Below are 21,070 nucleotides of genomic sequence, written 5' to 3' on the forward strand. Positions count from 1 at the left end.
GGGCGCGGCCTGGCGTCAGGGACTGCCGCCGGCGCCGCCGGCATCGACCGGCGCTTCCGCCGCGGCGCGCGCGGCGTACAGCGTGCCCGGCGGCGGCTGGCGGACGAAGTAGGTGTTGACGCCGTCGAGGACCGCCCGCGCCAGCGCGCGCTGGTGGTCGGGATCGGACAGCCGCCGCTCTTCGTCCGGGTTCGAGATGAACGCCGTCTCGACCAGCATCGAGGGCATGTCCGACGTCCGCAGCACCGCGAAGTTGGCGCGCTCGACCTGCGGCTTGTGGTTGCGGCCGACCTTCGCCAGCCCCTGCAGCACGTGGCTGGCGGCGTCCTCGGACGCGCGCATGTGGCCGCTCTGGGTCAGGTCCAGCAGCACCGACGCCAGCGTGTTGTTGGTCTGCTGCAGGCGCACGCCGCCGATCAGGTCGGCCGCGTTTTCCTTGTCGGCGAGCCATCGCGCACGCTGCGACGACGCGCCCTTCAGCGACAGCACGTACACCGACGAGCCGCGCGCGTTGCGGTTCTCTGCGGCGTCGGCGTGGATCGACACGAACATGTCGGCCTTGGCCTGCCGCGCGAGGCGCGCGCGCTGGTTGAGCGGGATGAACACGTCGTGGTCGCGGACCAGATAGGCCTTCAGGCCCGGCGTGGCGTTGACCTGGCGGGCGAGCTCGCGCGCGATCGCCAGCGTGATGTCCTTCTCGCGCTTGCCGCCGAGGCCCACAGCGCCCGGGTCCTGCCCGCCGTGGCCGGCATCGATCGCGATGACCAGCGGGCGCATGCCGCGGCCGCGCATGACCTCGCGCATGGTCTTGACCGCGGCCGCGTCGGACGCCGGCGTGGCAGCGGAGGAAGGCGCTGTCGACGCGGCAGGCGCCGCAGGCGTCGGCACGCCGGTCGCCACGCGCGTGGGCACGCCGGTGGCGATGCGCGTGGTGGTCGGGGGCGGGACCTTAGCGACCGTCGGCGCGCCGCTGGCCGCCACGCCTGACGGCGGCAGCGCGGGAACGGAAGTCGGCGCGCGCACGACCGCCGGCGACGCCGGGGCCTCGACGGCGCGCACGCCCGCGGTCGGCTGCGCCGGCGCACCGCGCGACACCAGTTCGGAAATGAGCCGCGACGTGGCCGCGGACGAGGCTGCGGCCGGATCGACGGCGGCCTCCGTGATCGCGGTCGAAGCCGCGACGGACGCCGGTGTCTGGGTGGCCTCGGCGTTGGCGGGCGCCGCAGCGATCGCCGGCGGCGGGTTCGCACTGCCGTCGCCGGGCCATTCGATCACCAGCCGGGCACCGTCGGCGCCGGGCTCGATCCGCGGCTTCAGTTCGGCGACCGGCTCGGCCAGTTCGAACACGACGCGGGCGGTGCCCGGGGTCGGCTGGCCGGTGCGGACGGCGCGGACCACGCCGGCCGGCGCCGGCATCCGGACGCTCCCGGCGACGCGGGACGCGGGCAGGTCGATGACCAAGCGGTTGGGGTTGGAGAGCCTGAGGACCTTGAACTCGGCCGACGCGTCCAGGGCGATCTCGGCGCGGGTGCCGGTCGCACCGTCGCTGAGCTGCAAGCCCTTGATTTCACTGGCCTGCGCGAGATTCCACGCCAGCGCCGACAGCAGCGCTGAGCCGAGCAGGAATTTCTGGACAGTGGTCCCCTTGACGCGCATGACCGGTAGTCAAGCACCGGCCCCGCGGAATTGCAAGCGCTTTTTTCCTTTGGAATTAGGCACCTGCCGAACCTTCCTGCCAAATCGTTCAGGAACCGGCTGCAACCCCCTGCCCGGCACCCACCGCGTCGACCCACGCGGCGCCCGCGGGGCTGGCTCCGCTCAGCGTCGCCCGGCGACCGCCGCGCTCGACCGCCAGTTCGACGACCAGGTCCGGCGCCGGCAGTCCGCCGCGGCCGCGATCGGGCCATTCGACCAGCCACAGCGTGACCTCGTCGCCGTCCAGCCCGAGGAATTCGAGTTCGCCGGCGTCGCCGATCCGGTACAGGTCCAGGTGCCAGGCCTCGCCGCCGGCGGACAGCGGGTAGCGCTCGACCAGCGTGTAGGTGGGGCTCTTGATCGCGCCCTGCACGCCCAGCGCGCGCAGCAGCGCGCGGGCCAGCGTCGACTTGCCCGCGCCGAGGTCGCCGAGCAGGTGCACCACCGCGTGCGCCGGGCGCGTCGCCGCCAGCGCAGCACCGAGCCTCGCCGTCGCCTCAGCGTCGGAAAGCCACTGGGTCGTAGTCGTGTCCGTCGTCATATCTTGCGCTCGGCATCGGCGCGCGCCGGTGCGCCGTGTTCCGGATTGGCGAGCCGGCGCAGCCACGGCATCAGGTCGCTCGGCAGCAGGCCGCGTTCGCCGCCGTCGAGCGCGGCGTGATCGCCGGCCGACGAATGCAGCAGCGCGCCGGCGCACGCCGCATCGAACGCGCCGAGCCCCTGCGCGCGCAGCGCGGCGATCACGCCGCACAGCACGTCGCCCATGCCCCCGACCGCCATGCCCGGATTGCCCGCGCCGATCACGCACGCCGCGCGCCCCGGCGCGGCGACGATCGTGCCGGCGCCTTTCAGCACGACGACGGCATCGAACCGTTCGCACAGCGCGTGCGCAGCGGCATAGCGATCCGCCTGCACCTCGCCGGCAGACGACCCGAGCAGCCGCGCGGCTTCGCCGGGGTGTGGAGTCAGCACGCAGTCGCGCGGCAGCGATGCGGCCAGCTCGGCAAGCAGATTCAGCGCGTCCGCATCGAGCACCAGCGGGCGCGCCGACGCGAGAACGCGCGCGAACAGCGCCTGCGCCCACTCGCCGCGGCCGAGGCCCGGGCCGACGGCGACCACGCCGGCGCGCGCGAGCAGTTCGTCGATGGCCGCCATCGGGTCGCCGGCGTCGAGCGCGTGCACCATCGCCTCGGGCAAACGCGCGAGCAGGCCGCCGACATGCGCCGTGCGCGTGCCGACATCGACCAGCCCGGCGCCGCTGCGCAGCGCGGCCTGCGCACACAGCGCGATCGCGCCGGCGCCACCGTGGTCGCCGCCTACGCACAGCACGCGGCCGTTGGCGCCCTTGTGCGAGTCGCGTCGACGCGGCGACAGCCAGCGCGCGAGGTCGGGCTCGCGGATGCGCTCGACGGCCTCGTCGTGCTGCGCGAGCCACGCCTCGCAGCCCAGCGTGGCCGCCGAACGCTCGCCGACGTGGTCGAGCGCCGCACCGGTGACGAGCCCGCGCTTGGGCGCGATGAACTCGATCGTGCGCATCGCACGCACCGCCGCGCCCGGCACGTGGCCGCGCTCGGCATCGACGCCGCTGGGCACATCCAGCGCGAACACCGGCGCGCCGCTGGCGTTGATCGCGTCGATCAGCGCGCGCGTGGCGTCGTCAGGCGCACGCGCCAGGCCGATGCCGAACAGCGCGTCGACCACCAGGTCGGCACGCGCGAACGCGGCCGGCTGCGCCGTCTCGACCCGGCCGCCGGCCGCCTCGAAGGCTGCGCACGCGCGCTTGGCCAGCGGGCTGCGCGGCGCGTGGTCGGGCAGGCGCAGCACGCGCACTTCGCGGCCGGCCTCGCGCGCGCGCATGGCGAACACGTAGCCGTCGCCGCCGTTGTTGCCCGGCCCGCACACCACGACGATGCGCAGCGCCTGCGGCCAGTGGCGCAGCGACTCCTGCCACGCAGCCTGCCCGGCGCGGCGCATCAGTTCGAACCCGTCTCCGAGCGCGTCGGCGGCCCGCGCTTCGATCGCGCGCAGCGCGGCGGTGTCCAGCAGGGCGGCATCGGCATGCATGGCGCGATTCTATACTTGGCCCCGATGCGCGCTTCCCTCCCACCGACCGACGCTGGCGACGCCGGACGACCCGACGCGCCGGACTATGCGGCGCTGGCCGGCCTCGTCCGCGCGCTGGCGCACGAGTACGGATTCCAGCGCTGCGGCATCACCGGCATCGAGCTCGGCGACGACGAGGCGTACCTGCGCGACTGGCTCGCGCAGGGGTTGTACGGGTCGATGGACTGGATGGCGCGGCACGGCCAGATGCGCTCGCGCCCGCGCGAGCTGGTGCCGGGCACGCTGCGGGTGATCTCCGTGGGGCTGGACTACGGCCGCCGCGACGACGAGGAAGCGTGGCAGACGCTGGCCGACGGCGAGCGCGCCTACGTCGCGCGCTACGCGCTCGGCCGCGACTACCACAAGCTGATGCGCCAGCGCCTGCAGCGCCTGGCCGACCGGCTCGCCGAGGAGGTCGGTCCGTTCGGCCACCGCGTGTTCGTCGATTCGGCGCCGGTGCTCGAGCGCGCGCTCGCGCGCAATGCCGGGCTCGGCTGGATCGGCAAGCACACGTGCCTGATCGACCGGGACGGCGGCTCGTGGTTCTTCCTCGGCGAGATCTACGTCGACCTGCCGCTGCCGGTCGATGCGCCGGCCACCGCCCACTGCGGCACCTGCGTGCGCTGCATCGACATCTGCCCGACGCAGGCGATCGTCGCGCCGCACCGGCTCGATGCGCGGCGCTGCATCTCGTACCTGACGATCGAGCACGAAGGCGCGATCGACGAGGCGCTGCGCCCGCTGATCGGCAACCGGATCTTCGGCTGCGACGATTGCCAGCTCGTGTGCCCGTGGAACAAGTTCGCCAAACGCACCGATGAACCGGACTTCCGCGTGCGCAACGACCTCGACCGCGCGACGCTGCTCGACCTGTTCGCGTGGGACGAGGACGAGTTCCTGCGCCGCACCGAAGGCACCGCGATCCGCCGCAGCGGCCATGAGCGCTGGCTGCGCAACCTGGCCGTCGCGCTCGGCAACGCGCCGACCTCGCCGGCCGTCGTCGACGCGCTGCGCGCGCGCCGCGACGGCGTGAGCGAGATGGTCCGCGAACACATCGACTGGGCGCTCCAGCGCCACGGCGCGTAGGTAGCGCGTTCGCCTCAGCGCAGCTGCTGGATCAGCGCGCGCGTCACCGGGTCATCGGCCTCGGCCTCGCCGGCCAGCGCCGGCAGCAGCCGGTTCGCGACCTGCTTGCCCAGTTCGACGCCGAACTGGTCGAACGCGTTGATGCCCCACACCACCGACTGCAGGTAGACGCTGTGCTCGTACATCGACAGCAGCGCGCCGAAGCTGTGCGGCGTCAGCGCATCGAGCAGGATCGTCGTGCTCGGGCGGCCGCCGGCGTACGCCCGGTGCGGGTCGTCGCTGGCCTGGCCGTTGGCGAACGCCTCGGTCTGCGCGAGCAGGTTCGCGTGCAGCGCGCGGTGGTTGTCGGCAAACGGCGCGTCGCTGCGGACCACGCCGATGAAGTCGGCCGGCACGATCGAGGTGCCCTGGTGCAGCGCCTGGAAGAAGCTGTGCTGCGTGTCCGTGCCCGCCCCGCCCCACCACACCGGCACGGTGTCGACCGCCACCGGCGAGCCGTCGGCGCGCACCGACTTGCCGAGGCTTTCCATCACCAGCTGCTGCAGGTAGTTCGACAGCAGCTTGAGCCGCTCGTCGTAGGCGAGCACCGCGTGCGTGGTCAGGCCCAGCGCGTTGCGGTTCCACACCGCCGTCAGTGCGTGCCACGCCGCGAGGTTGCGCTCGATCGGCGTGTGCAGCACGTGCGCGTCCATGTCGGCGGCGCCGGCGAGCATCTGCTCGAAGCCGTCCATGCCGATGGCGAGCGCGATCGGCAGGCCGACGGCCGACCACAGCGAGTAGCGCCCGCCGACCCAGTCCCACATCGGCAGGATGCGCTCGGGCGGGATGTCGAATGCCGTCGCCGCGCGTTCGACGTTGGCCGAGACGGCGAACAGCCGCTCGGTGCCGCCCAGCCAGTCGCGCAGGATCGCGCCGTTGAGCAGCGTCTCCTGGGTGCCGAACGTCTTGGAGATCAGCAGCGCGGCCGAACGCGACGGATCGAGGCGCGCCAGCACGCGCTGCGCGGCGTGGCCGTCGACGTTGGACAGGAAGTGCACGCGGACGCGGTCGTGACCCGCTGCAGCGAGGGCGTCGACCGCCAGCCTCGGACCGAGGTCCGAGCCGCCGATGCCGACGCTGACCACGTCGGTGACGTCGGTCGCGGCGAGCGTGTCGACCAGCGCGCGCATCCGACCGCGCGCTTCGAGCGCCTGGGCGTGCGCGTCGCGCGCTACCGGCGCGTCGGAATGGCTGCCGCGCAGCGCGGTGTGCAGGACCGAGCGGTCCTCGGTGTGGTTGATGCGCTCGCCGTCGAACAGCGCGCGCAGCCGGCCGCGCGCGTCGACCGCCTCGGCCGCGTCGAACAGCGCCTGCAGCGCCTCGCGGTCGTAGTACTGTCGGGCGAAGTTGGCGTAGACCGGACCGACGCGCAGCGCCAGGTCGTGGGCGCGGGCGGGATCGGCCGCGATCAGCCTCGGCAGCGGCGTGCGCAGCACGCGCCCGGCCTGGGCACGGAGGTGGCTCAGGCGGGTGTCGGCGTCCATGGGGCTCCGGGCGTCAGGCGGCCTGGGCCGGCATCGAGCGGTTGGTGTGGGTCAGCGCGTTGTCGCGGTCGACGTACACGAGCGTCGGCTTGTACTTGGCCGCCTCGGCCTCGTCGCAGACGCCGTACGCGCAGATGATCACCAGGTCGCCCGGCTGGGCGCAGTGCGCGGCCGCACCGTTGACCGAGATCACGCCGCTGCCCTCTTCGCCGCGGATGGCGTAGGTGACGAAACGGTGGCCGTTGTTGACGTTGTAGATGTGGATCTGCTCGTACTCGCGGATGCCCGAGATGTCGAGCAGGCGGCCGTCGATCGCGCACGAGCCTTCGTAGTGCAGCTCGGCGTGGGTGACCGTGGCGCGGTGGATCTTGGCCTTCAGGACATTCAGGTGCATGGCGGTGGCTCCGTCCGCGACGTGCGGGCGTGAAGCCGAAAGTTTAGCAACGGATGGCGCAATGCAACATGCCGGTGCGCCCCCGCCCGCGCAACGTTCAGGTTTCGAATTCGAGGTTGTCGATCAGCCGCGTCCGCCCCAGGCGGGCAGCCACCAGGGCCACCCGCGGCCCGCGCTCGTCGCCCCCCGCCGGGATCAGGTCGGTCCGCCGAACCGCGGCGTAATCGACGTCGAAGCCGGCCGCGGTCAGCCGCTGCACCGCCTGCGCCTCGACGGCCTCGGATGGCGCCCCGCCCTGCACGCCCTCGCGCATCGCCTGCAGCGTGGCGTGGATCTCCGCCGCGCGCGGGCGCTCGTCCGGCGACAGGTACTGGTTGCGCGAGCTCATTGCCAGGCCGTCGGCTTCGCGGATCGTCGGCGCGGCAACGAGTTCGATGCCGAACGCCAGGTCGCGCTCGAGGTAGCGGATCACCGCGAGCTGCTGGTAGTCCTTGCGCCCGAACACCGCCACGTGCGGCCGCACCTGGTTGAACAGCCGCGCGACCACGGTCGCGACGCCGTCGAAATGGCCGGGGCGATGCGCGCCCTCCAGCACGTCGGTCACGCCCGGCACGCGCACCTGCACCGCGCCGGCGGCGCCGTACGGATACATGGTTTCGACCGACGGCAGCCACAGCAGGTCGCAGCCGGCGGCCGCGAGCCCGTCGGCGTCCGCCTCGGGCGTGCGCGGGTAGCGCGCGAAGTCCTCGTTCGGGCCGAACTGGGTCGGGTTGACGAACACGCTGGCGACGACGCGGTCGGCCTGCTCGCGCGCCAGCCGCACCAGCGAGTGGTGGCCGGCGTGCAGGTTGCCCATCGTCGGCACGAAGCCGACGCGCAGGCCGGCGCGCGTCCAGCCGGCGACGCGGTCGCGCAGCGTGTCGAGGTCGCGGACGGTGTCGATCATGTCGGTCTCGTTGTCGGATCGCGCGATGCGGGGCGCGCGGGGACCGCGCGGCAGGCGCCGGTCAGGCGTAGGAATGCTCGGCGTCGGGGAATCTGCCGTCGCGCACGGCCTGCGCGAATGCCGCGGCCGCGCCGGCGACCGAGCCGCCGCCGGCGAGGAAGTCCTTGACGAAGCGCGGGCGACGGTGGCCGCTGTCGAGGCCGAGCATGTCGTGCAGCACCAGCACCTGGCCGTCGCACTGCGGGCCGGCGCCGATGCCGATCGTCGGGATGTCGAGGTCGGCGGTGATCGCCGCGGCGACCGGGGTCGGTACGCACTCGAGCACCAGCAGCGACGCGCCGGCGTCCTGCACGGCGCGGGCGTCGTCGCGCAGCCGCGCGGCCGCCGCCTCGTCGCGGCCCTGCACCTTGTAGCCGCCCAGTCGCAGCACCGACTGCGGGGTCAGGCCGAGGTGGCCGCACACCGGGATCTCGCGCTCGACCAGGAAGCGGATCACGTCGAGCTTGTGGCCGGCGCCTTCGAGCTTGACCATCCCGGCGCCGGCCTGCAGCAGCGCCGTCGCCGCGTCGAGCGCGCGCTCGGGCGTGGCGTCGGACTGGAACGGCAGGTCGGCGACCAGCAGCGCGCGGGAGAGCCCGCGGGCGACGCAGGCGGTGTGGTACGCCGTGTCGGCGACGGTCACCGGCAGCGTGCTGGCGTGTCCCTGCACGACCATGCCCAGCGAATCGCCGACCAGGATCAGGTCGATCCCGGCCGCATCGAAGACGCGGGCGAAGCCGGCGTCGTAGCAGGTCAGCATCGCCAGTCGACGGCCGTCGCGCTTGGCCTCGCGCAGCGCGGGCACGGTCCACGGCTTGGCCGGCGCGCTCGCGCTCGGATTCGGGGGGCTGGTGTACATGCGGCTAGCCTAGCGCCTCGATGTCGGCAGGCGCCATCGCGGCGAGCGCGTCGCGCGCCGGGCCGACGCCGGGAATGACGACATCGGCGGCGATCTCCACCAGCGGCACCAGCGCGAACGCGCGCTCGTGCAGCCGCGGGTGCGGAACGTGCAGCCCGGGCTCGTCGATGACCCGATCGCCATACAGCAGCAGGTCGAGGTCGAGCGTGCGCGGGCCCCAGCGGTCGCTGCCGTCGGCCAGGCGCGTGCGCCCGGCGTCGCGTTCGATCGCCAGCAGCGCCTCCAGCAGCGCGCGCGGCGACAGCGCGGTGTCGAGCCGGGCGACGGCGTTGATGAAGTCGGGCTGGTCGGTCACGCCCCACGCGGGCGTGCGGTACAGACGCGAGGTGGCAACCAGCGCGCTGTCCGGCAGCGCGCCCAGCGCGTCGAACGCGCGGGCCATCGCCGCGGCGACGTCGCCGACGTTGCCGCCCAGGCCGATGTAGCTGGACGTCAGCACGCGCAGGCGGCCACGCGCGCCGGGCTCACTCGCCGGCGGCGACGGCCGAGCCGCTGCGTCGGCGCCGGCGGCGCTTGCGTGGCGCCGCGTCGTCGGTGTCGCCATCGCCGTGCGCCTCGGCCTCGAGCCGCGCCGACAGCGCGTCGCCGGACTCGAGCTGGGCCTCGCGCCAGAATTCGACGTCGGCGGCGTGCTCGTTCGACGCGGTCAGGCGCAGCAGCAGGAAGTCGTACGCGGCGCGGAAGCGCGGGTGAGACAGCAGCCGGAATACGCGCTTGCGCTGGCGCTGCGAGAAGCGCGACTGCAGCAGCCAGATCTCCTGCATCGGCAGCGAGAACCGGCGCGGCAGCGCGATGCGCTGCAGCTGGTGCACGGTGACCTGGTCGGCCGCGCGGCGCTGGGCTTCCGCGGTGTGCATGCCGCGCGCCTGCAGCGCCATCAGCGAGCGGCAGTAGGCCGGCCACAGCAGCAGCGCGAACAGGAACGCCGGCGACACCGGTTCGTCGTTCGCCACGCGCTGGTCGGTGCCGGCCAGGCCCGCCAGCAGCATCCGCCGCAGCGCACCGCTGCGGTTCGACGCCAGCGCAGCCGCGGTCTCGGGCAGCAGCGCCGACAGCAGGCCGTGGCGCTCGAGCCGTTCGAAACTGGCGACCGCGTGACCCGACAGGAACAGCTTCAGGCACTCCTCGAACAGCCGGGCCGGCGCCGATTCGGCCAGCAGCGGGGCGAGCATCGGGATCGGCGCGGCGGTTGCGGCTTCGATCTCGAAGTCGAGCTTGGCCGCCAGCCGCACCGCGCGCAGCATGCGCACGGGGTCTTCGCGGTAGCGCGTTTCCGGGTCGCCGATCAGGCGCATCAGCCGGTTCTGCACGTCCTCGAAGCCACCGACGTAGTCGCGGATCGAGAAGTCCTCGATCGCGTAGTACAGCGCGTTGGCGGTGAAGTCGCGGCGGACCGCGTCGTCCTCGATCGAGCCGAACACGTTGTCGCGCAGCACGCGCCCGCCCTCGTGGGTCTCGCGGTCGCCGCTGCCGTCGTCGATGTTGGCGCGGAACGTGGCGACCTCGATGATCTCGCGGCCGAAAACGACATGCGCCAGGCGGAAGCGGCGCCCGATCAGCCGGCAGTTGCGGAACAGCGCGCGGACCTGCTCGGGCGTGGCGTCGGTGGCGACGTCGAAGTCCTTCGGGTGGCCGCCGACCAGCGCGTCGCGCACGGCGCCGCCGACGAGGAACGCGCCGAAGCCGCCTTCGCGCAGGCGATAGAGCACGCGCAGGGCGTTCGGGCTGATGTCCTTGCGCGAGACGGAGTGCTGGTCCCGGGGGATGACCCGGAGCGAGGTGGTTACGTTGGGGTCTTGGGGGGTCATCGGGCGGGCGTGGCCGCGGACTCGAAAAAAGGTGGGAATGGACCGTTGCCGGCCGAAAACACGCAGCATATACTAGCGGGCCACGCCGGGTTGAGGGCCCGGCTGGGGGACAGAAGTCCGCACCACCCTGCTCCCTTCGTCTAGAGGCCTAGGACGTGGCCCTCTCAAGGCTAAAACACGAGTTCGAATCTCGTAGGGAGCGCCAAACACCCGAAGCCCGCGCAGCGATGCGCGGGCTTCGTCTTTTGCGGCTCCGCAGCGCGCGCCCGGGCGTTTGGGCGCCCCGCGCCGACTCGCTACACTGGCGCCCCCCAGATCGACCGGACCGGATTCCGCCATGCCCTTCGTCGTCACCGAGAACTGCATCAAGTGCAAGTACACCGACTGCGTCGAGGTGTGCCCGGTCGACTGCTTCCACGAAGGCCCGAACTTCCTGGTGATCGATCCGGACGAGTGCATCGACTGCACGCTGTGCGAGCCGGAGTGCCCGGTCAACGCGATCTACCCGGAAGACGACGTGCCCGCCGGTCAGGAAGTGTTCGTCCAGCTCAACGCCGAGCTGTCCAAGGCCTGGCCGGTGATAACGACGCGCAAGGACGGGCTGCCCGACGCCAAGGAGTGGGAAGGCAAGCCCGGCAAGCTGGACCTGCTCGAGCGCTGAGCGCACTGCAGCGCGCGCCCCTTCCTCCCACCAACGAAAACGGGCGCCGCGAGGCGCCCGTTTCGCATCCGGCCCGGACCGGGCCGTCGATGGCGCGACGGATTACTTGACGATCGCCGCCTTCAGCGCGTCGATCAGCTTGCGCGGGGCCTCGCCACCGGCCGGCACGCCGCGCGGATCGACCGCCGACACGTAGGAGCCGCCCTCGATCGCCGACACGCGCACGAGGAAGTTGCTGCCCTCGTACGCCACGTCGAACACGCCCAGCAGCTGCGCCTGGGTCGCGACGGTCACGCCCGGCGTGGCCGCCAGGGCCGTGCCGACCTGCGCGAACACCGCGTCGCGCTCGCCCGGCGCATTGAAGCCCACGGCCATTTCGGCGGCGGCCTGCGGCGTCGCGCCGCCCTGTCGCTGCGACGCCAGCGCGCCGCCGTCGGCGGCCTGCGCCGCGGCGATGTCGAGCTCCGGCGGCACCTCGAGCGGGCGCTGGTCGGCGCTCGGGCCGTACAGCTTGTCGCCCTTGCGGAACCAGCCGCAGCCGCTGGTGGCGGCGACGCCGGCGACCAGCAGGCCGATCAGCGCGGCGCGCGGAAGCGTGGAGCGGAAGGTGGAAGCGGAAACGCGCATGCAGTGCTCCAGGTCAGGCCGCGGCAGCAGCGCCGCAGGCTTTTTCGAGTGCGTCGATCGCCGCGGCGATCGCCGGGACGGAAGACTGGTAGGCCGGCGACAGCGGCAGGAGTGGCAGTCGCAGCCCGTGCCCGAGGCCCTGGCGCGCCAGCAGCGCCTTGACCGGGATCGGGTTGGGCTCGCAGCCGAGGAATTCGTAGATGCCGACCATGCGCGCATCCCACGCGGTCGCTTCGCTGCCCTGGCCGGCGCGCGCGAGGTCGCACAGCCGGCGGAACGCGCCGGGCAGCACGTTCGACGCGACCGAGATCACGCCGTCGGCGCCGGCGAGCATCGCGCGGCATGCGGTCGGGTCGTCGCCGCTGAGCACGCTGAAGCCGCTGCCCTTGAACGCCAGCAGCGCGGACATGCGCTCGGGTTCGCTGCGCGCTTCCTTGATGCCGACGATGCGCTCGTGCGTGTGCAGTTCGGCGACGGTCTCCGGCAGCAGGTCGCCGCCGGTCCGGCCGGGCACGTTGTAGAGCACGACCGGCAGCGCGCCGTCGTCGGCGATCGCGCGGTAGTGGGCAACCAGCCCGGCCTGGGTCGGGCGGACGTACGGCGGCGTGACGACCAGCGCGGCGTCGGCGCCGAGCAGGCGCGCACGGCGGGTGGCCTCGATGGTCTTGGCGGTGTTCGACTGGCCTGTGCCGGCGAGCACCGGCACGCGGCCGGCGACGAACTCCACCGCGCTGCGCAGCAGCGTGTCGTACTCGGCGTCGTACAGCGCGGCGGCCTCGCCGGTCGACCCAGCGACCACGAGCCCCTGCGTGCCGCCTTCCAGCTGCAGCGCGAGCAGTCGGCGCCAGGCGTCGAGGTCGATTTCGCCGGACGCGTCGAACGGCGTCGCCAGCGCGGTGATGCTGCCGGAAAGTCGCAAGTGGATGACCCTTGGAAGCGGAGGTGGCCGCCGACGCCGCGCGCGTCGACGCGGGCGGCACAGCACCCGGGCGCAGGCCCGGCGGGCGTGTGGCGGAAAGCGGGCGAACGGTGCGGCGTGAAGCGGTGGAACTCCGCGCCGATGTTACTTGCGGGCCGAAAGCACGGGCAAGTATGCTCGCTGCAATGCCGCAGCCCGCGTGCTGTGGTCGTTCAGTAACTGGGCGCCGGCTCGCCGCCGCCCACCTCCTGCAGGCGCCGCCTTGACTGATTCCGCTTCCCGGCCGTCGCCGAACGAGAACCACCTCCTGATCAACGCCTATACGACGCATCCGGAGTCCCCGCTTCTGTCGGTGACCCGCCGGATCGCCGACAGCGGCTGCAATCTGGTCGACACCCGCCTGTCCACGGTCGGCCGCGACGTCTCGGTCACCGCGCTGGCGGTCGGTTCGTGGGACGCGGTCGCCAAGCTCGAGGCGATGCTGACCCGGCTCGAGCGCGAGGAAGGCCTGAAGCTGGTGTGGTACCGCACCGGCCCCAAGCAGGTGCAGTCGAACCTGCTGCCGTACGTCGTCGAGGTCGTGGCCGCGGACAAGCCCGGCATCCTGTTCCAGCTGGCGGACTTCTTCGACCGCCAGGGCATCACGATCGAGAGCCTGCACTGCTCGCGCTACCGCGCGATGCAGACCGGTGCGGAGATGTTTTCCGCCCAGGTGACGATCGGGGTGCCGTCGAGCATGCACATCGCCGCGCTGCGCGATGACTTCCTCGAGTTCTGCGACCACCTCAACCTCGACGCCATCATGGACCCGATGAAGTTCTGAGCATGCTCGACACCGGCGACCGCGTCCCGACTTCCCTGCCGCTTGCGCTGTCGAGCGGCGCGACGACGACACTCGGCGAGCACGCCGGCCACTGGGTGGTGCTGTACTTCTACCCGAAGGACTCCACGCCGGGCTGCACGACCGAGGGCATCGACTTCAACGCGCTGCTGCCGCAGTTCAAGGAGCTCGGCGCCACGGTGCTGGGCGTCTCGCGCGACTCGATCAGGTCGCACCAGAACTTCTGCGCCAAGCAGGGGTTCAAGTTCGACCTGGTCAGCGACGCCGACGAAGCGCTGTGCAACGCGTTCGGAGTGATCAAGGAAAAGAACATGTACGGCCGCAAGGTGCTCGGCATCGAGCGCAGCACCTTCCTGATCGGCCCCGACGGTGTCATCGCGCAGTCATGGCGACCGGTGAAGGTGCCGGGCCACGCGCAGGCCGTCCTCGACGCGCTCAAGGCAGCCGCCAAGAAGTGATCCCACTGGCCACGAACGCCTCCACCACCCCGCCCCGCGGGCCCGTGGTGGCGTTTCGCCGTGCGCTTTCCACTGGTTGCGTTTCCACGCCCCACCGCACCACCGCGCGCACCTGCTCCACCTGCCGTACCCACACCAAGCTGTTTCCTCACCGGAGCTGGCGATGACCCGAAGCAAGCGCATCTACGTGCTCGACACCAATGTGCTGATGCACGACCCGACCGCGCTGTTCAAGTTCGAGGAGCACGACGTCTACCTGCCGATGCAGGTGATGGAGGAGCTCGACAACGGCAAGAAAGGCACTTCCGAAGCCAGCCGCAACGCCCGCCAGGTCAGCCGCTTCCTCAACGAGCTGGTCGAGTCGGTCGGCACCGACCGCATCCACACCGGCATCCCGCTGCTGCGCCCGCAGGGCCTGCAGCTGCGCGGCCCGCAGAGCGTCGGCCAGCTGCGCTTCCAGACCGACAACTTCGACGCCGGCAAGCGCTTCGGCGCGGTGGTGCCGGACAACGCGATCCTCGGCGCCATCCTCGCGCTGAAGGAAGCCGAGCCCGAGACGCCGGTGGTGTTCATCTCCAAGGACATCAACCTGCGGATCAAGGCGGCGATCGCCGGCATCGTGTCGGAGGACTACGAGAACGACCGCGCGCTCGACGATTTCAGCCTGCTGTACACCGGCGCGACCGAGCTGCCGGCGGACTTCTGGCAGATCCACGGCAAGGAGCTGCGCTCGTGGACCGACAAGGGCCGCACGTACTACGAGATCGCCCGCCGCGACGAGGACGACTGGTACCCGAACCAGTTCCTGTACCTGCCCGGCGACGACGAGTCCGAGCTGAAGGTCGCGCGCGTCACCGACGACAAGGTCACGCTGCAGATCGTCGACGACTACCGCCACAACTCGCACGCGGTGTGGGGGATCATCGCCCGCAACCGCGAGCAGAACTTCGCGCTCAACGCGCTGATGGACCCGGAGATCGACTTCGTCACCCTGCTCGGCACCGCCGGTACGGGCAAGACGCTGCTCGCGCTGGCCGCGGGCCTGGCGCAGACGATGGACCAGCAGCGCTACCGCGAGATCATCATGACCCGCGCGACGGTCAGCGTCGGCGAGGACATCGGCTTCCTGCCCGGCACGGAGGAGGAAAAGATGACGCCGTGGATGGGCGCGCTGACCGACAACCTGGAGGTGCTGACGCACAACCAGGACGGCGGCAGCTGGGGCCGCGCGGCGACCAACGACCTGCTCGCCAGCCGGATCAAGATCCGCTCGATGAACTTCATGCGCGGGCGCACGTTCCTGAGCCGCTGGCTGATCCTCGATGAGGCGCAGAACCTCACGCCGAAGCAGATGAAGACGCTGATTACCCGCGCCGGCCCGGGCACCAAGATCGTCTGCCTCGGCAACGTCGAGCAGATCGACACGCCGTACCTGACCGAGACCACGTCGGGCCTGACGTATGCGGTGGACCGCTTCAAGAACTGGGCCCACAGCGCGCACATCACGCTGCGTCGCGGCGAGCGCTCGCGCCTGGCCGACTACGCGTCCGACGTGCTGTAGCGCGTGTCGCCGGTCCGCCTGCTGCCGACGTGGGTCTGGGCCGGCGCGGCCAGCCTCGCGCTGGTGGCCGGCATGGTCAACGTGGTCGGCTACCTGGGCTTCGAGCACCAGGCGGTCACCCACCTGACCGGCACCACCACCCTGCTCGGCGCCGCCGCCGCGCAGGGTGAGCTGCGCACCGCCGGGCGACTGGGGCTGATGATCGCCGCGTTCGTCGCCGGCGCGGTGCTCAGCGGCATGCTGATCCAGGACAGCACGCTGAAGCTCGGGCGCCGCTACGGCGTGGCGCTGGCGATCGAGGCGGCGCTGCTGGCCGCCGCGGTGCCGCTGTTCGAGGACGGCGCGATCGCCGGCGCGGCGCTGGCAGCGATGGCGTGCGGCCTGCAGAACGCGATGACGGCGACCTACAGCGGCGCCGTCGTGCGCACCGCGCACCTGAGCGGCATGTTCACCGACCTGGGCATCTTCCTCGGCCACCGGCTGCGCGGCATGGCGGTCGACCGCCGCCGGCTGTCGCTGTGCGTGGTGATCATCCTCGGCTTCGCCGCCGGCGGCGTGGTCGGCGCGCTGCTGTTCCCGCGGCTGGGCTACGCGACGCTGTACGTGCCGGCCGCGCTGACCGGCACCGTCGGCGTGGCCTACGCCGCGTATCGCCACTGGCAGCTGCGCGGGGGCACACTGGCGCCATGAACGCCATCTCACGACCGCCCTGCGCGCTGACCATCGCCGGCTCCGACTCCGGCGGCGGCGCCGGCATCCAGGCCGACCTGAAGACCTTCGCCGCGCACCGCGTGCACGGCCTGTCGGCGATCGCCGCGCTGACCGCGCAGCACACCCGCGGCGTCACCGCGGTCGAGGTGCCGCCGGTGGCCTTCCTGCGCGCGCAGATCGACGCGTGCTTCGACGACTTCGCGATCGGCGCGGTCAAGCTCGGCATGCTCGGCACGTCGACCGTGATCGACGCGGTCGCCGACGCGCTCGCCCACTACGCGCCGCCGCACCTGGTGCTGGACCCGGTGATGGTCGCCACGTCCGGCGCGCGACTGCTGGAGCCGGCCGCGCTCGAGGCGCTGCGCACCCGGCTGCTGCCGATGGCGACGGTCATCACCCCGAACCTGCCGGAAGCCGAGCTGCTGATCGGCCGGCCGCTGCGCAACGTCACCGACATGCACGAGGCGCTCGACGCGCTGCACCGGCTCGGCGCGCAGGCGGTGCTGCTCAAGGGCGGGCACCTGCCCGGCGACGGCGAGGTGGTCGACCTGCTCAGCGACGGCGCGCGCGTGGTCGAGTTCCGCCACGCGCGGCTGTCGCTGGAGGCGCACGGCACCGGCTGCACGCTGGCGTCGGCGGTGGCCGCGCAGCTGTGCCGCGGCCGCGGCCTGGTCGAGGCCTGCGCCGCGGCCGGCGACTACGTGCACGCCGTGCTGCGCGGCGGCTACACGCCGGGGCGCGGCGAGGTGGTCGTGCTCGACCACTTCGGCGCCGCCGCGCATGACTGAGCCGCACGTCCCGCCCCGCCCGGCGCCGCCGATGAGCGACCCGCTGCCGCCGTCGCGCATCGACGCGCGCGTGCTGGGCGTGCGCGCCGACGACGGCCACCACTTCGAACTGATCACCCGCGTGCCGGACGGCGCGCACGCGCACCTGCTGTGGCTGCCCGCGCTCGGCGTGGCCGCGCGCCACTACGTGCCGTTCGCCGAGGCGCTGGCCGCGCGCGGCGTGGCCGTGTACCTGCACGAGTGGCGCGGCAACGGCAGCAGCAGCGTGCGCGCCAGCCGGCACAACGACTGGGGCTACCGCGAGCTGCTGCAGCACGACATCCCGGCCAGCGAAGCGGCGATCCGCGCCGCCACCGGCGCCGGCCCCGACACCTACGGCGGCCACAGCCTGGGCGGGCAGCTGGCGACGTGCCGGCTGGCGCTGCGCGTGCAGGCCGGCGAAGACCCCGCCACCGTCGCGCGCGCGCTGTGGCTGGTCGCCAGCGGCGCGCCGTACTGGCGCGCGTTCCCGCGGCCGACGCGCTACTGGCTGCCGATGGCGTACCGCTTCCTGCCGTGGCTGGCCCACCGCCGCGGCGCCCTGCCCGGCCGCGCGATCGGCTTCGGCGGCGACGAGGCGCGCGGCGTGATCACCGACTGGGCGCGCACCGCGATCACCGGCCGCTATGCCGCGCCGGGCATCGACGCCGACATCGAGGCCGGGATGGCGAAGCTCACGCTGCCGGTGCGCGCGGTGCTGCCGAAGGACGACTGGCTGGCGCCGAGGTCGTCGATTGATTTTCTGCTCTCGAAGTTCGGACCGGGCGAACGGGATGTGCGGGTGCTGGATAGCGAGACGCTGCGCGCGCCCGCGGATCACTTCAGTTGGATGAGGCAACCAAGTGGAATTGCCGCCCTGCTAACCAACGTCGTGCTCTAGCTGCGTTCCTCCCGTTGCTTGAGGTCCGCTCCCGGCCTAATGGCGGACAACAGCTACCGCTGACGTGTGCTCGCCCGGTTAGCTGGCAACTCGCGTGGGCAAACTCTCGCTACTGGTTTTCAGCAGCCATCGTTGGGTACCGTCCGCATCCGTCTCGCCGGAGCGTCGCGAGCCCATACCGCAAATGTGCGGGTAGTTCGCCGTCGAGGGCCGCCTACCCGGCGCCCCATTTGCGAGCGTTCGTGATGACGCGGCCGCACGTAACGATACGCCATGGTCGATGTCCGCTTTCAGGCAGAAGCGGACATCGGCGCTCAACAAGCGGAATTAAGCCGAGCCGCGAAGCGGCTTCGGCTTGAATGAATTGCTGGGCGGCAGACCGTTAATGGACAAGGTTTCCCTCCGGCTTGGTGGCAGGGTAGGCGTGTATGACCACAACGACGCCGTCTAGAAGTGCCTGCTCGAAGTAGCTCATGCCCTCTGGCGTTGCCTCCGCAAGGTCGGCACGAGTCAGCAGATACGTCTCATCTACGGTCTGCAGTTGCCAACCAGCCTCAGCGACCTCACGCGTCGCAAGCGCCACCGCAGCCTGCTCGGCCAACTCGGTTGTATAGACGTTGATTGTTGCCCCGCCGTACTCGGCGAAAGCCGGCGTACCTGGCTGGGGCAAGGCGTCAACCATGACTAGCCGAACTGTTCCCATCCCGCCTAACGCTTTAATTGAGCCGCGCCCCGAAGCGGCGTCGGCTTGGATGAATCGTTAGCCGCATGCATATGCAACACCTACTGCGATCAACAGCACAGCAAGTGCAGACAGCGCGAACAGCTGCTTGAGCCAGAAGAGAATTGATCGTGCGCGATACAGAACAGACTTTTGGTTGTACTTGGCCTGTCTTGCTTCCGAGGCCTCGGCTACCTCTAAGACCTCCTTGGAGTTGGCGTATCCAAAGACGAACTGTAGGTAGTCCGAAAGCAGCGACAGCAGCACAAGAAGGCCGGCCAGGAGCAGAAGCCCACTATTGGGCGATGATCGCAGCGTGGGCGCATCGTCACCCCCGGCAATGAAGAGCCAAACCAAAGCCAGAACGCTAAGAGCGATTGTCCTTGTCAGGTCGCTAATCTTGCCGCTTACGACCTCGAGGTCCTCACAAATTTTCTCTACGGTAGGCATGTCAGCGGGGCTTGCGTGGACCAGAGTAATCAGTGCCGCCGGCGGCAGCGCGCTTTCTAGCGGGTTTGCGTGTGACCTTCTTTGCCACGCGCTTAATCGCTTTCTTTACTGCCTTTGCGACCTTCTTGACGGCCTTCTTCGCCGCCTTCTTTTTAACAACCACCTTCTTCGCAGCTTTCGTTGCAGCCTTCTTGGCAGGCTTCTTAGCAGCTTTCCGTGCGAGTGCCATACGAGTCCCCCTGCTGTTGCTGTTTTGCGGCGAACGCCTGAATTAAGCCGAACCGCGAAGCGATTTCGGCTTGAGTTAATTGTTAGGCGCGCTCACGCCAATGCGCCAAGAATAGGTTACCGAACTCCACAACGGTCGATGCATCGGAAAGCATCTGTGGATGAATCAGTATGGGTCTCAAGGCCTCGTCCTCTGAAAAAGAATGGAGGAACGCAAAGCACGGCCTGCCAATTGCATCTTGCTCTGCAATCATTTCGCCTAGCTGTTGCCATTGGTGCTGCTGTATTAGGCCAATCCGTCGCGCCTCTAGCGCGTTGTAGCGTTCCTGCTCCGTTGGGGTAAGGGTAGCGGGGGGAATGTAAAGAGGAATTCTATGAGCCAAAGCGTCTCGGTAGTTCTTGAGGTACTCCGAATGCCACCTGGTCATTGTCTCGGATGAGAGATGTTCCTGAAGCGCCTGCGGGAGAAGCCGTTGCGTCCGGCTCTTGAACATATCGACATTGAGACGGCCACCCACATCGGCCTCGAGCTGATGCAGATGGACGAAACTCCAAGCCCAATTGTCAAAAACCCCGATTAGATTGATGAAGAAGGCTTGCAGGTTGATCTGAACATCAATGAGAGTTTCTCGATCGAGCTTTGCCTCCGCGGAGGGCGGGAAGTGGTCGAACACATTGATGATTGTGTGCCTAAGAACATTGAGCCGACGTCCCACGCCGTGAAACATGTACTCCTTGACTCGCTCGTTAGGGATGTCATTACAGCTTAGGAAGCAGTCCATCTGTAGGTGATGCAGCTGCGACGGAACTTCGTCCAGTCGACGCGCCAGCTCTTGAAGGGCTTCCGGTGGATATTGCATAGGCGCCCAACCCCTGAATTAAGCCGAGCCGCGAAACGGCTTCGGCTTGAACGAATTGTTAGGCCTCACGCTACTTGAGGTCAGCAACCGGAAAGTCGAGGCCGCCTTGTCTATCCAGGACCTTGCTCATGATGATGCGCTCGCGAATCTTGAACTCGAATTTGTGGCGATAGACTGCGAGCATTTCGGTGTCTTTGAGCGGTCCGTCTAATGGTTTCCGCAACTCTGGTTCCGCGATGTACTTTCCTACAGCGGCGTCAAAGCTTTCGACGTCTTTCCAGAACCCGATATTGACGTAGGTGATGTAGGCCGGGTCGGTGAGGCTGAAGGTATTAAACTTTGGGTCTTCGGCCTCTTCAGCCTTTGTCAAGAACTCTCTGTAAAGGCCGGTGTTGGGATCGACGGCCATCTTTTGCCACATAGCCCTAAATGCCTGCTCATTCTCAACGCCGCGCTTGATAAGCCAATGAACCATGATTACGACCACCGAGACCCTCCTTGTGAGGCCTAACTACCTAATAAGTGGGTATGGATCCATTTGTACATCCTCTGATCTTCCGGGCGCAGCCGTCCGCTGGCCTGGTGGCCACAGCGTTCTTCTAGCTTATTGCATCACCGGCGTGGAGGAGCAAACGCGGATTCCAGCCAAGTTGCGCAGCGTGCTCGCATGACAAGGGCTCGGAGCCATGTCCGATTTGGGTCGAGAGGGGACCTCTAACCCCCTGACACGCCCGATGCCGACTCGCTAGTTCGCCGGCGCAGAAACGCCTCGAAGACGCGGAGGAAGGCGGCGGCCTCCTCATCGCCCTGCTC

General features: G+C 70.2%; 24 protein-coding genes and 1 tRNA gene. 10 read left to right on the forward strand and 15 right to left on the reverse strand.

Annotation, left to right across the window (positions count from 1 at the left end; genetic code table 11):
• Window positions 1-15: 15 nt before the first annotated feature.
• The 3 genes from D3A60_RS09805 to D3A60_RS09815 form a co-directional block, all read right to left on the reverse strand.
• Complete coding sequence (locus D3A60_RS09805; RefSeq protein WP_119718485.1) at window positions 16-1,656, reverse strand: N-acetylmuramoyl-L-alanine amidase; 1,641 nt, start codon at window positions 1,654-1,656, stop codon at window positions 16-18.
• 88 nt (window positions 1,657-1,744) lie between these two features.
• On the reverse strand, window positions 1,745-2,236 hold the full coding sequence (gene tsaE / locus D3A60_RS09810) for a tRNA (adenosine(37)-N6)-threonylcarbamoyltransferase complex ATPase subunit type 1 TsaE (RefSeq protein WP_119718486.1): 492 nt from the start codon (window positions 2,234-2,236) through the stop codon (window positions 1,745-1,747).
• Window positions 2,233-3,759 carry an NAD(P)H-hydrate dehydratase gene (locus D3A60_RS09815; RefSeq protein ID WP_119718487.1) on the reverse strand — a complete coding sequence of 509 codons (1,527 nt, stop codon included), beginning with the start codon at window positions 3,757-3,759 and terminating at the stop codon, window positions 2,233-2,235. The genes tsaE and D3A60_RS09815 overlap by 4 nt, the downstream gene beginning before the upstream one ends.
• A gap of 24 nt (window positions 3,760-3,783) precedes the next feature.
• Here D3A60_RS09815 and queG point away from each other — a divergent pair, with 24 nt between their 5' ends.
• Complete coding sequence (queG, locus tag D3A60_RS09820) at window positions 3,784-4,884, forward strand: tRNA epoxyqueuosine(34) reductase QueG (protein ID WP_119718488.1); 1,101 nt, start codon at window positions 3,784-3,786, stop codon at window positions 4,882-4,884.
• Window positions 4,885-4,898: 14 nt separating this feature from the next.
• On the opposite strand, the gene pgi is transcribed toward queG, so the two are convergent.
• From pgi to pcnB, 6 genes are all read right to left on the reverse strand, one after another.
• Complete coding sequence (gene pgi / locus D3A60_RS09825; protein ID WP_119718489.1) at window positions 4,899-6,407, reverse strand: glucose-6-phosphate isomerase; 1,509 nt, start codon at window positions 6,405-6,407, stop codon at window positions 4,899-4,901.
• Window positions 6,408-6,420: 13 nt separating this feature from the next.
• Entirely contained in the window at window positions 6,421-6,801 is a 381-nt protein-coding gene (gene panD / locus D3A60_RS09830) for an aspartate 1-decarboxylase (protein WP_119718490.1), read from the reverse strand.
• A 97-nt stretch (window positions 6,802-6,898) separates the two neighbouring features.
• Entirely contained in the window at window positions 6,899-7,747 is an 849-nt protein-coding gene (gene panC / locus D3A60_RS09835) for a pantoate--beta-alanine ligase (protein WP_119718491.1), read from the reverse strand.
• 61 nt (window positions 7,748-7,808) lie between these two features.
• Window positions 7,809-8,645: a 3-methyl-2-oxobutanoate hydroxymethyltransferase gene (gene panB / locus D3A60_RS09840; RefSeq protein ID WP_119718492.1), complete on the reverse strand. Its 837-nt coding sequence runs from the start codon at window positions 8,643-8,645 to the stop codon at window positions 7,809-7,811.
• A 4-nt stretch (window positions 8,646-8,649) separates the two neighbouring features.
• Complete coding sequence (gene folK, locus D3A60_RS09845) at window positions 8,650-9,141, reverse strand: 2-amino-4-hydroxy-6-hydroxymethyldihydropteridine diphosphokinase (RefSeq protein ID WP_119719070.1); 492 nt, start codon at window positions 9,139-9,141, stop codon at window positions 8,650-8,652.
• A 28-nt stretch (window positions 9,142-9,169) separates the two neighbouring features.
• On the reverse strand, window positions 9,170-10,513 hold the full coding sequence (gene pcnB, locus D3A60_RS09850) for a polynucleotide adenylyltransferase PcnB (protein WP_119718493.1): 1,344 nt from the start codon (window positions 10,511-10,513) through the stop codon (window positions 9,170-9,172).
• Window positions 10,514-10,642: 129 nt separating this feature from the next.
• Between pcnB and D3A60_RS09855 the strand changes: the two genes are divergently transcribed.
• Both D3A60_RS09855 and fdxA read left to right on the forward strand, forming a co-directional pair.
• Window positions 10,643-10,718 (forward strand) — tRNA-Glu (locus D3A60_RS09855).
• Between the two features lie 132 nt (window positions 10,719-10,850).
• Window positions 10,851-11,174, forward strand: a complete 324-nt coding sequence (gene fdxA / locus D3A60_RS09860) for a ferredoxin FdxA (RefSeq protein ID WP_119718494.1) — start codon at window positions 10,851-10,853, stop codon at window positions 11,172-11,174.
• Window positions 11,175-11,276: 102 nt separating this feature from the next.
• Here fdxA and D3A60_RS09865 read toward each other — a convergent pair whose 3' ends face one another.
• Both D3A60_RS09865 and dapA read right to left on the reverse strand, forming a co-directional pair.
• Complete coding sequence (locus tag D3A60_RS09865; protein ID WP_231120460.1) at window positions 11,277-11,801, reverse strand: hypothetical protein; 525 nt, start codon at window positions 11,799-11,801, stop codon at window positions 11,277-11,279.
• A gap of 13 nt (window positions 11,802-11,814) precedes the next feature.
• Entirely contained in the window at window positions 11,815-12,720 is a 906-nt protein-coding gene (gene dapA, locus D3A60_RS09870; protein WP_119718495.1) for a 4-hydroxy-tetrahydrodipicolinate synthase, read from the reverse strand.
• Between the two features lie 262 nt (window positions 12,721-12,982).
• On the opposite strand from dapA, the gene D3A60_RS09875 reads away from it, so the two are divergent.
• From D3A60_RS09875 to D3A60_RS09900, 6 genes are all read left to right on the forward strand, one after another.
• A complete protein-coding gene (locus D3A60_RS09875) occupies window positions 12,983-13,543 on the forward strand; it encodes a glycine cleavage system transcriptional repressor (RefSeq protein ID WP_119718496.1) in 561 nt (186 codons plus the stop codon).
• A 2-nt stretch (window positions 13,544-13,545) separates the two neighbouring features.
• Entirely contained in the window at window positions 13,546-14,019 is a 474-nt protein-coding gene (locus tag D3A60_RS09880; protein ID WP_119718497.1) for a peroxiredoxin, read from the forward strand.
• Between the two features lie 163 nt (window positions 14,020-14,182).
• Window positions 14,183-15,580, forward strand: coding sequence for a PhoH family protein (locus D3A60_RS09885; RefSeq protein ID WP_119718498.1), 1,398 nt, complete (start codon window positions 14,183-14,185; stop codon window positions 15,578-15,580).
• A gap of 3 nt (window positions 15,581-15,583) precedes the next feature.
• Window positions 15,584-16,270, forward strand: coding sequence for a YoaK family protein (locus D3A60_RS09890; RefSeq protein ID WP_269203665.1), 687 nt, complete (start codon window positions 15,584-15,586; stop codon window positions 16,268-16,270).
• Complete coding sequence (gene thiD / locus D3A60_RS09895) at window positions 16,267-17,079, forward strand: bifunctional hydroxymethylpyrimidine kinase/phosphomethylpyrimidine kinase (protein WP_119718499.1); 813 nt, start codon at window positions 16,267-16,269, stop codon at window positions 17,077-17,079. The genes D3A60_RS09890 and thiD overlap by 4 nt, the downstream gene beginning before the upstream one ends.
• Before the next feature lie 31 nt (window positions 17,080-17,110).
• Window positions 17,111-17,998, forward strand: a complete 888-nt coding sequence (locus D3A60_RS09900) for an alpha/beta hydrolase family protein (protein WP_119718500.1) — start codon at window positions 17,111-17,113, stop codon at window positions 17,996-17,998.
• Between the two features lie 382 nt (window positions 17,999-18,380).
• Here D3A60_RS09900 and D3A60_RS09905 read toward each other — a convergent pair whose 3' ends face one another.
• Window positions 18,381-18,680 carry a hypothetical protein gene (locus D3A60_RS09905; protein ID WP_119718501.1) on the reverse strand — a complete coding sequence of 100 codons (300 nt, stop codon included), beginning with the start codon at window positions 18,678-18,680 and terminating at the stop codon, window positions 18,381-18,383.
• Window positions 18,681-18,758: 78 nt separating this feature from the next.
• Window positions 18,759-19,169 carry a hypothetical protein gene (locus tag D3A60_RS09910; protein WP_119718502.1) on the reverse strand — a complete coding sequence of 137 codons (411 nt, stop codon included), beginning with the start codon at window positions 19,167-19,169 and terminating at the stop codon, window positions 18,759-18,761.
• Between the two features lie 71 nt (window positions 19,170-19,240).
• On the opposite strand from D3A60_RS09910, the gene D3A60_RS14525 reads away from it, so the two are divergent.
• Complete coding sequence (locus tag D3A60_RS14525; protein WP_157981456.1) at window positions 19,241-19,444, forward strand: hypothetical protein; 204 nt, start codon at window positions 19,241-19,243, stop codon at window positions 19,442-19,444.
• Window positions 19,445-19,480: 36 nt separating this feature from the next.
• Here D3A60_RS14525 and D3A60_RS14530 read toward each other — a convergent pair whose 3' ends face one another.
• On the reverse strand, window positions 19,481-20,071 hold the full coding sequence (locus D3A60_RS14530; protein ID WP_157981457.1) for a hypothetical protein: 591 nt from the start codon (window positions 20,069-20,071) through the stop codon (window positions 19,481-19,483).
• Between the two features lie 256 nt (window positions 20,072-20,327).
• Entirely contained in the window at window positions 20,328-20,744 is a 417-nt protein-coding gene (locus D3A60_RS09920; protein WP_157981458.1) for a hypothetical protein, read from the reverse strand.
• Window positions 20,745-21,070: the final 326 nt, after the last annotated feature.

This window comes from Cognatilysobacter tabacisoli, from assembly GCF_003586305.1.
GTDB classification, from domain to species: Bacteria; Pseudomonadota; Gammaproteobacteria; order Xanthomonadales; family Xanthomonadaceae; genus Cognatilysobacter_A; species Cognatilysobacter_A tabacisoli.

Bases quoted from the DNA above. Each gene is read 5' to 3' on its own strand.
- pcnB (WP_119718493.1), bottom strand. From the start codon at position 10,513: ATGACCCCCCAAGACCCCAACGTAACCACCTCGCTCCGGGTCATCCCC.
- thiD (WP_119718499.1), top strand. From the start codon at position 16,267: ATGAACGCCATCTCACGACCGCCCTGCGCGCTGACCATCGCCGGCTCC.
- tsaE (WP_119718486.1), bottom strand. From the start codon at position 2,236: ATGACGACGGACACGACTACGACCCAGTGGCTTTCCGACGCTGAGGCG.
- D3A60_RS09865 (WP_231120460.1), bottom strand. From the start codon at position 11,801: ATGCGCGTTTCCGCTTCCACCTTCCGCTCCACGCTTCCGCGCGCCGCG.
- D3A60_RS09910 (WP_119718502.1), bottom strand. From the start codon at position 19,169: ATGCCTACCGTAGAGAAAATTTGTGAGGACCTCGAGGTCGTAAGCGGC.
- fdxA (WP_119718494.1), top strand. From the start codon at position 10,851: ATGCCCTTCGTCGTCACCGAGAACTGCATCAAGTGCAAGTACACCGAC.
- panB (WP_119718492.1), bottom strand. From the start codon at position 8,645: ATGTACACCAGCCCCCCGAATCCGAGCGCGAGCGCGCCGGCCAAGCCG.
- D3A60_RS09905 (WP_119718501.1), bottom strand. From the start codon at position 18,680: ATGGTTGACGCCTTGCCCCAGCCAGGTACGCCGGCTTTCGCCGAGTAC.
- D3A60_RS09805 (WP_119718485.1), bottom strand. From the start codon at position 1,656: ATGCGCGTCAAGGGGACCACTGTCCAGAAATTCCTGCTCGGCTCAGCG.
- D3A60_RS09880 (WP_119718497.1), top strand. From the start codon at position 13,546: ATGCTCGACACCGGCGACCGCGTCCCGACTTCCCTGCCGCTTGCGCTG.
- pgi (WP_119718489.1), bottom strand. From the start codon at position 6,407: ATGGACGCCGACACCCGCCTGAGCCACCTCCGTGCCCAGGCCGGGCGC.
- D3A60_RS09815 (WP_119718487.1), bottom strand. From the start codon at position 3,759: ATGCATGCCGATGCCGCCCTGCTGGACACCGCCGCGCTGCGCGCGATC.
- D3A60_RS09885 (WP_119718498.1), top strand. From the start codon at position 14,183: ATGACCCGAAGCAAGCGCATCTACGTGCTCGACACCAATGTGCTGATG.
- queG (WP_119718488.1), top strand. From the start codon at position 3,784: ATGCGCGCTTCCCTCCCACCGACCGACGCTGGCGACGCCGGACGACCC.
- panC (WP_119718491.1), bottom strand. From the start codon at position 7,747: ATGATCGACACCGTCCGCGACCTCGACACGCTGCGCGACCGCGTCGCC.
- D3A60_RS09900 (WP_119718500.1), top strand. From the start codon at position 17,111: ATGAGCGACCCGCTGCCGCCGTCGCGCATCGACGCGCGCGTGCTGGGC.
- panD (WP_119718490.1), bottom strand. From the start codon at position 6,801: ATGCACCTGAATGTCCTGAAGGCCAAGATCCACCGCGCCACGGTCACC.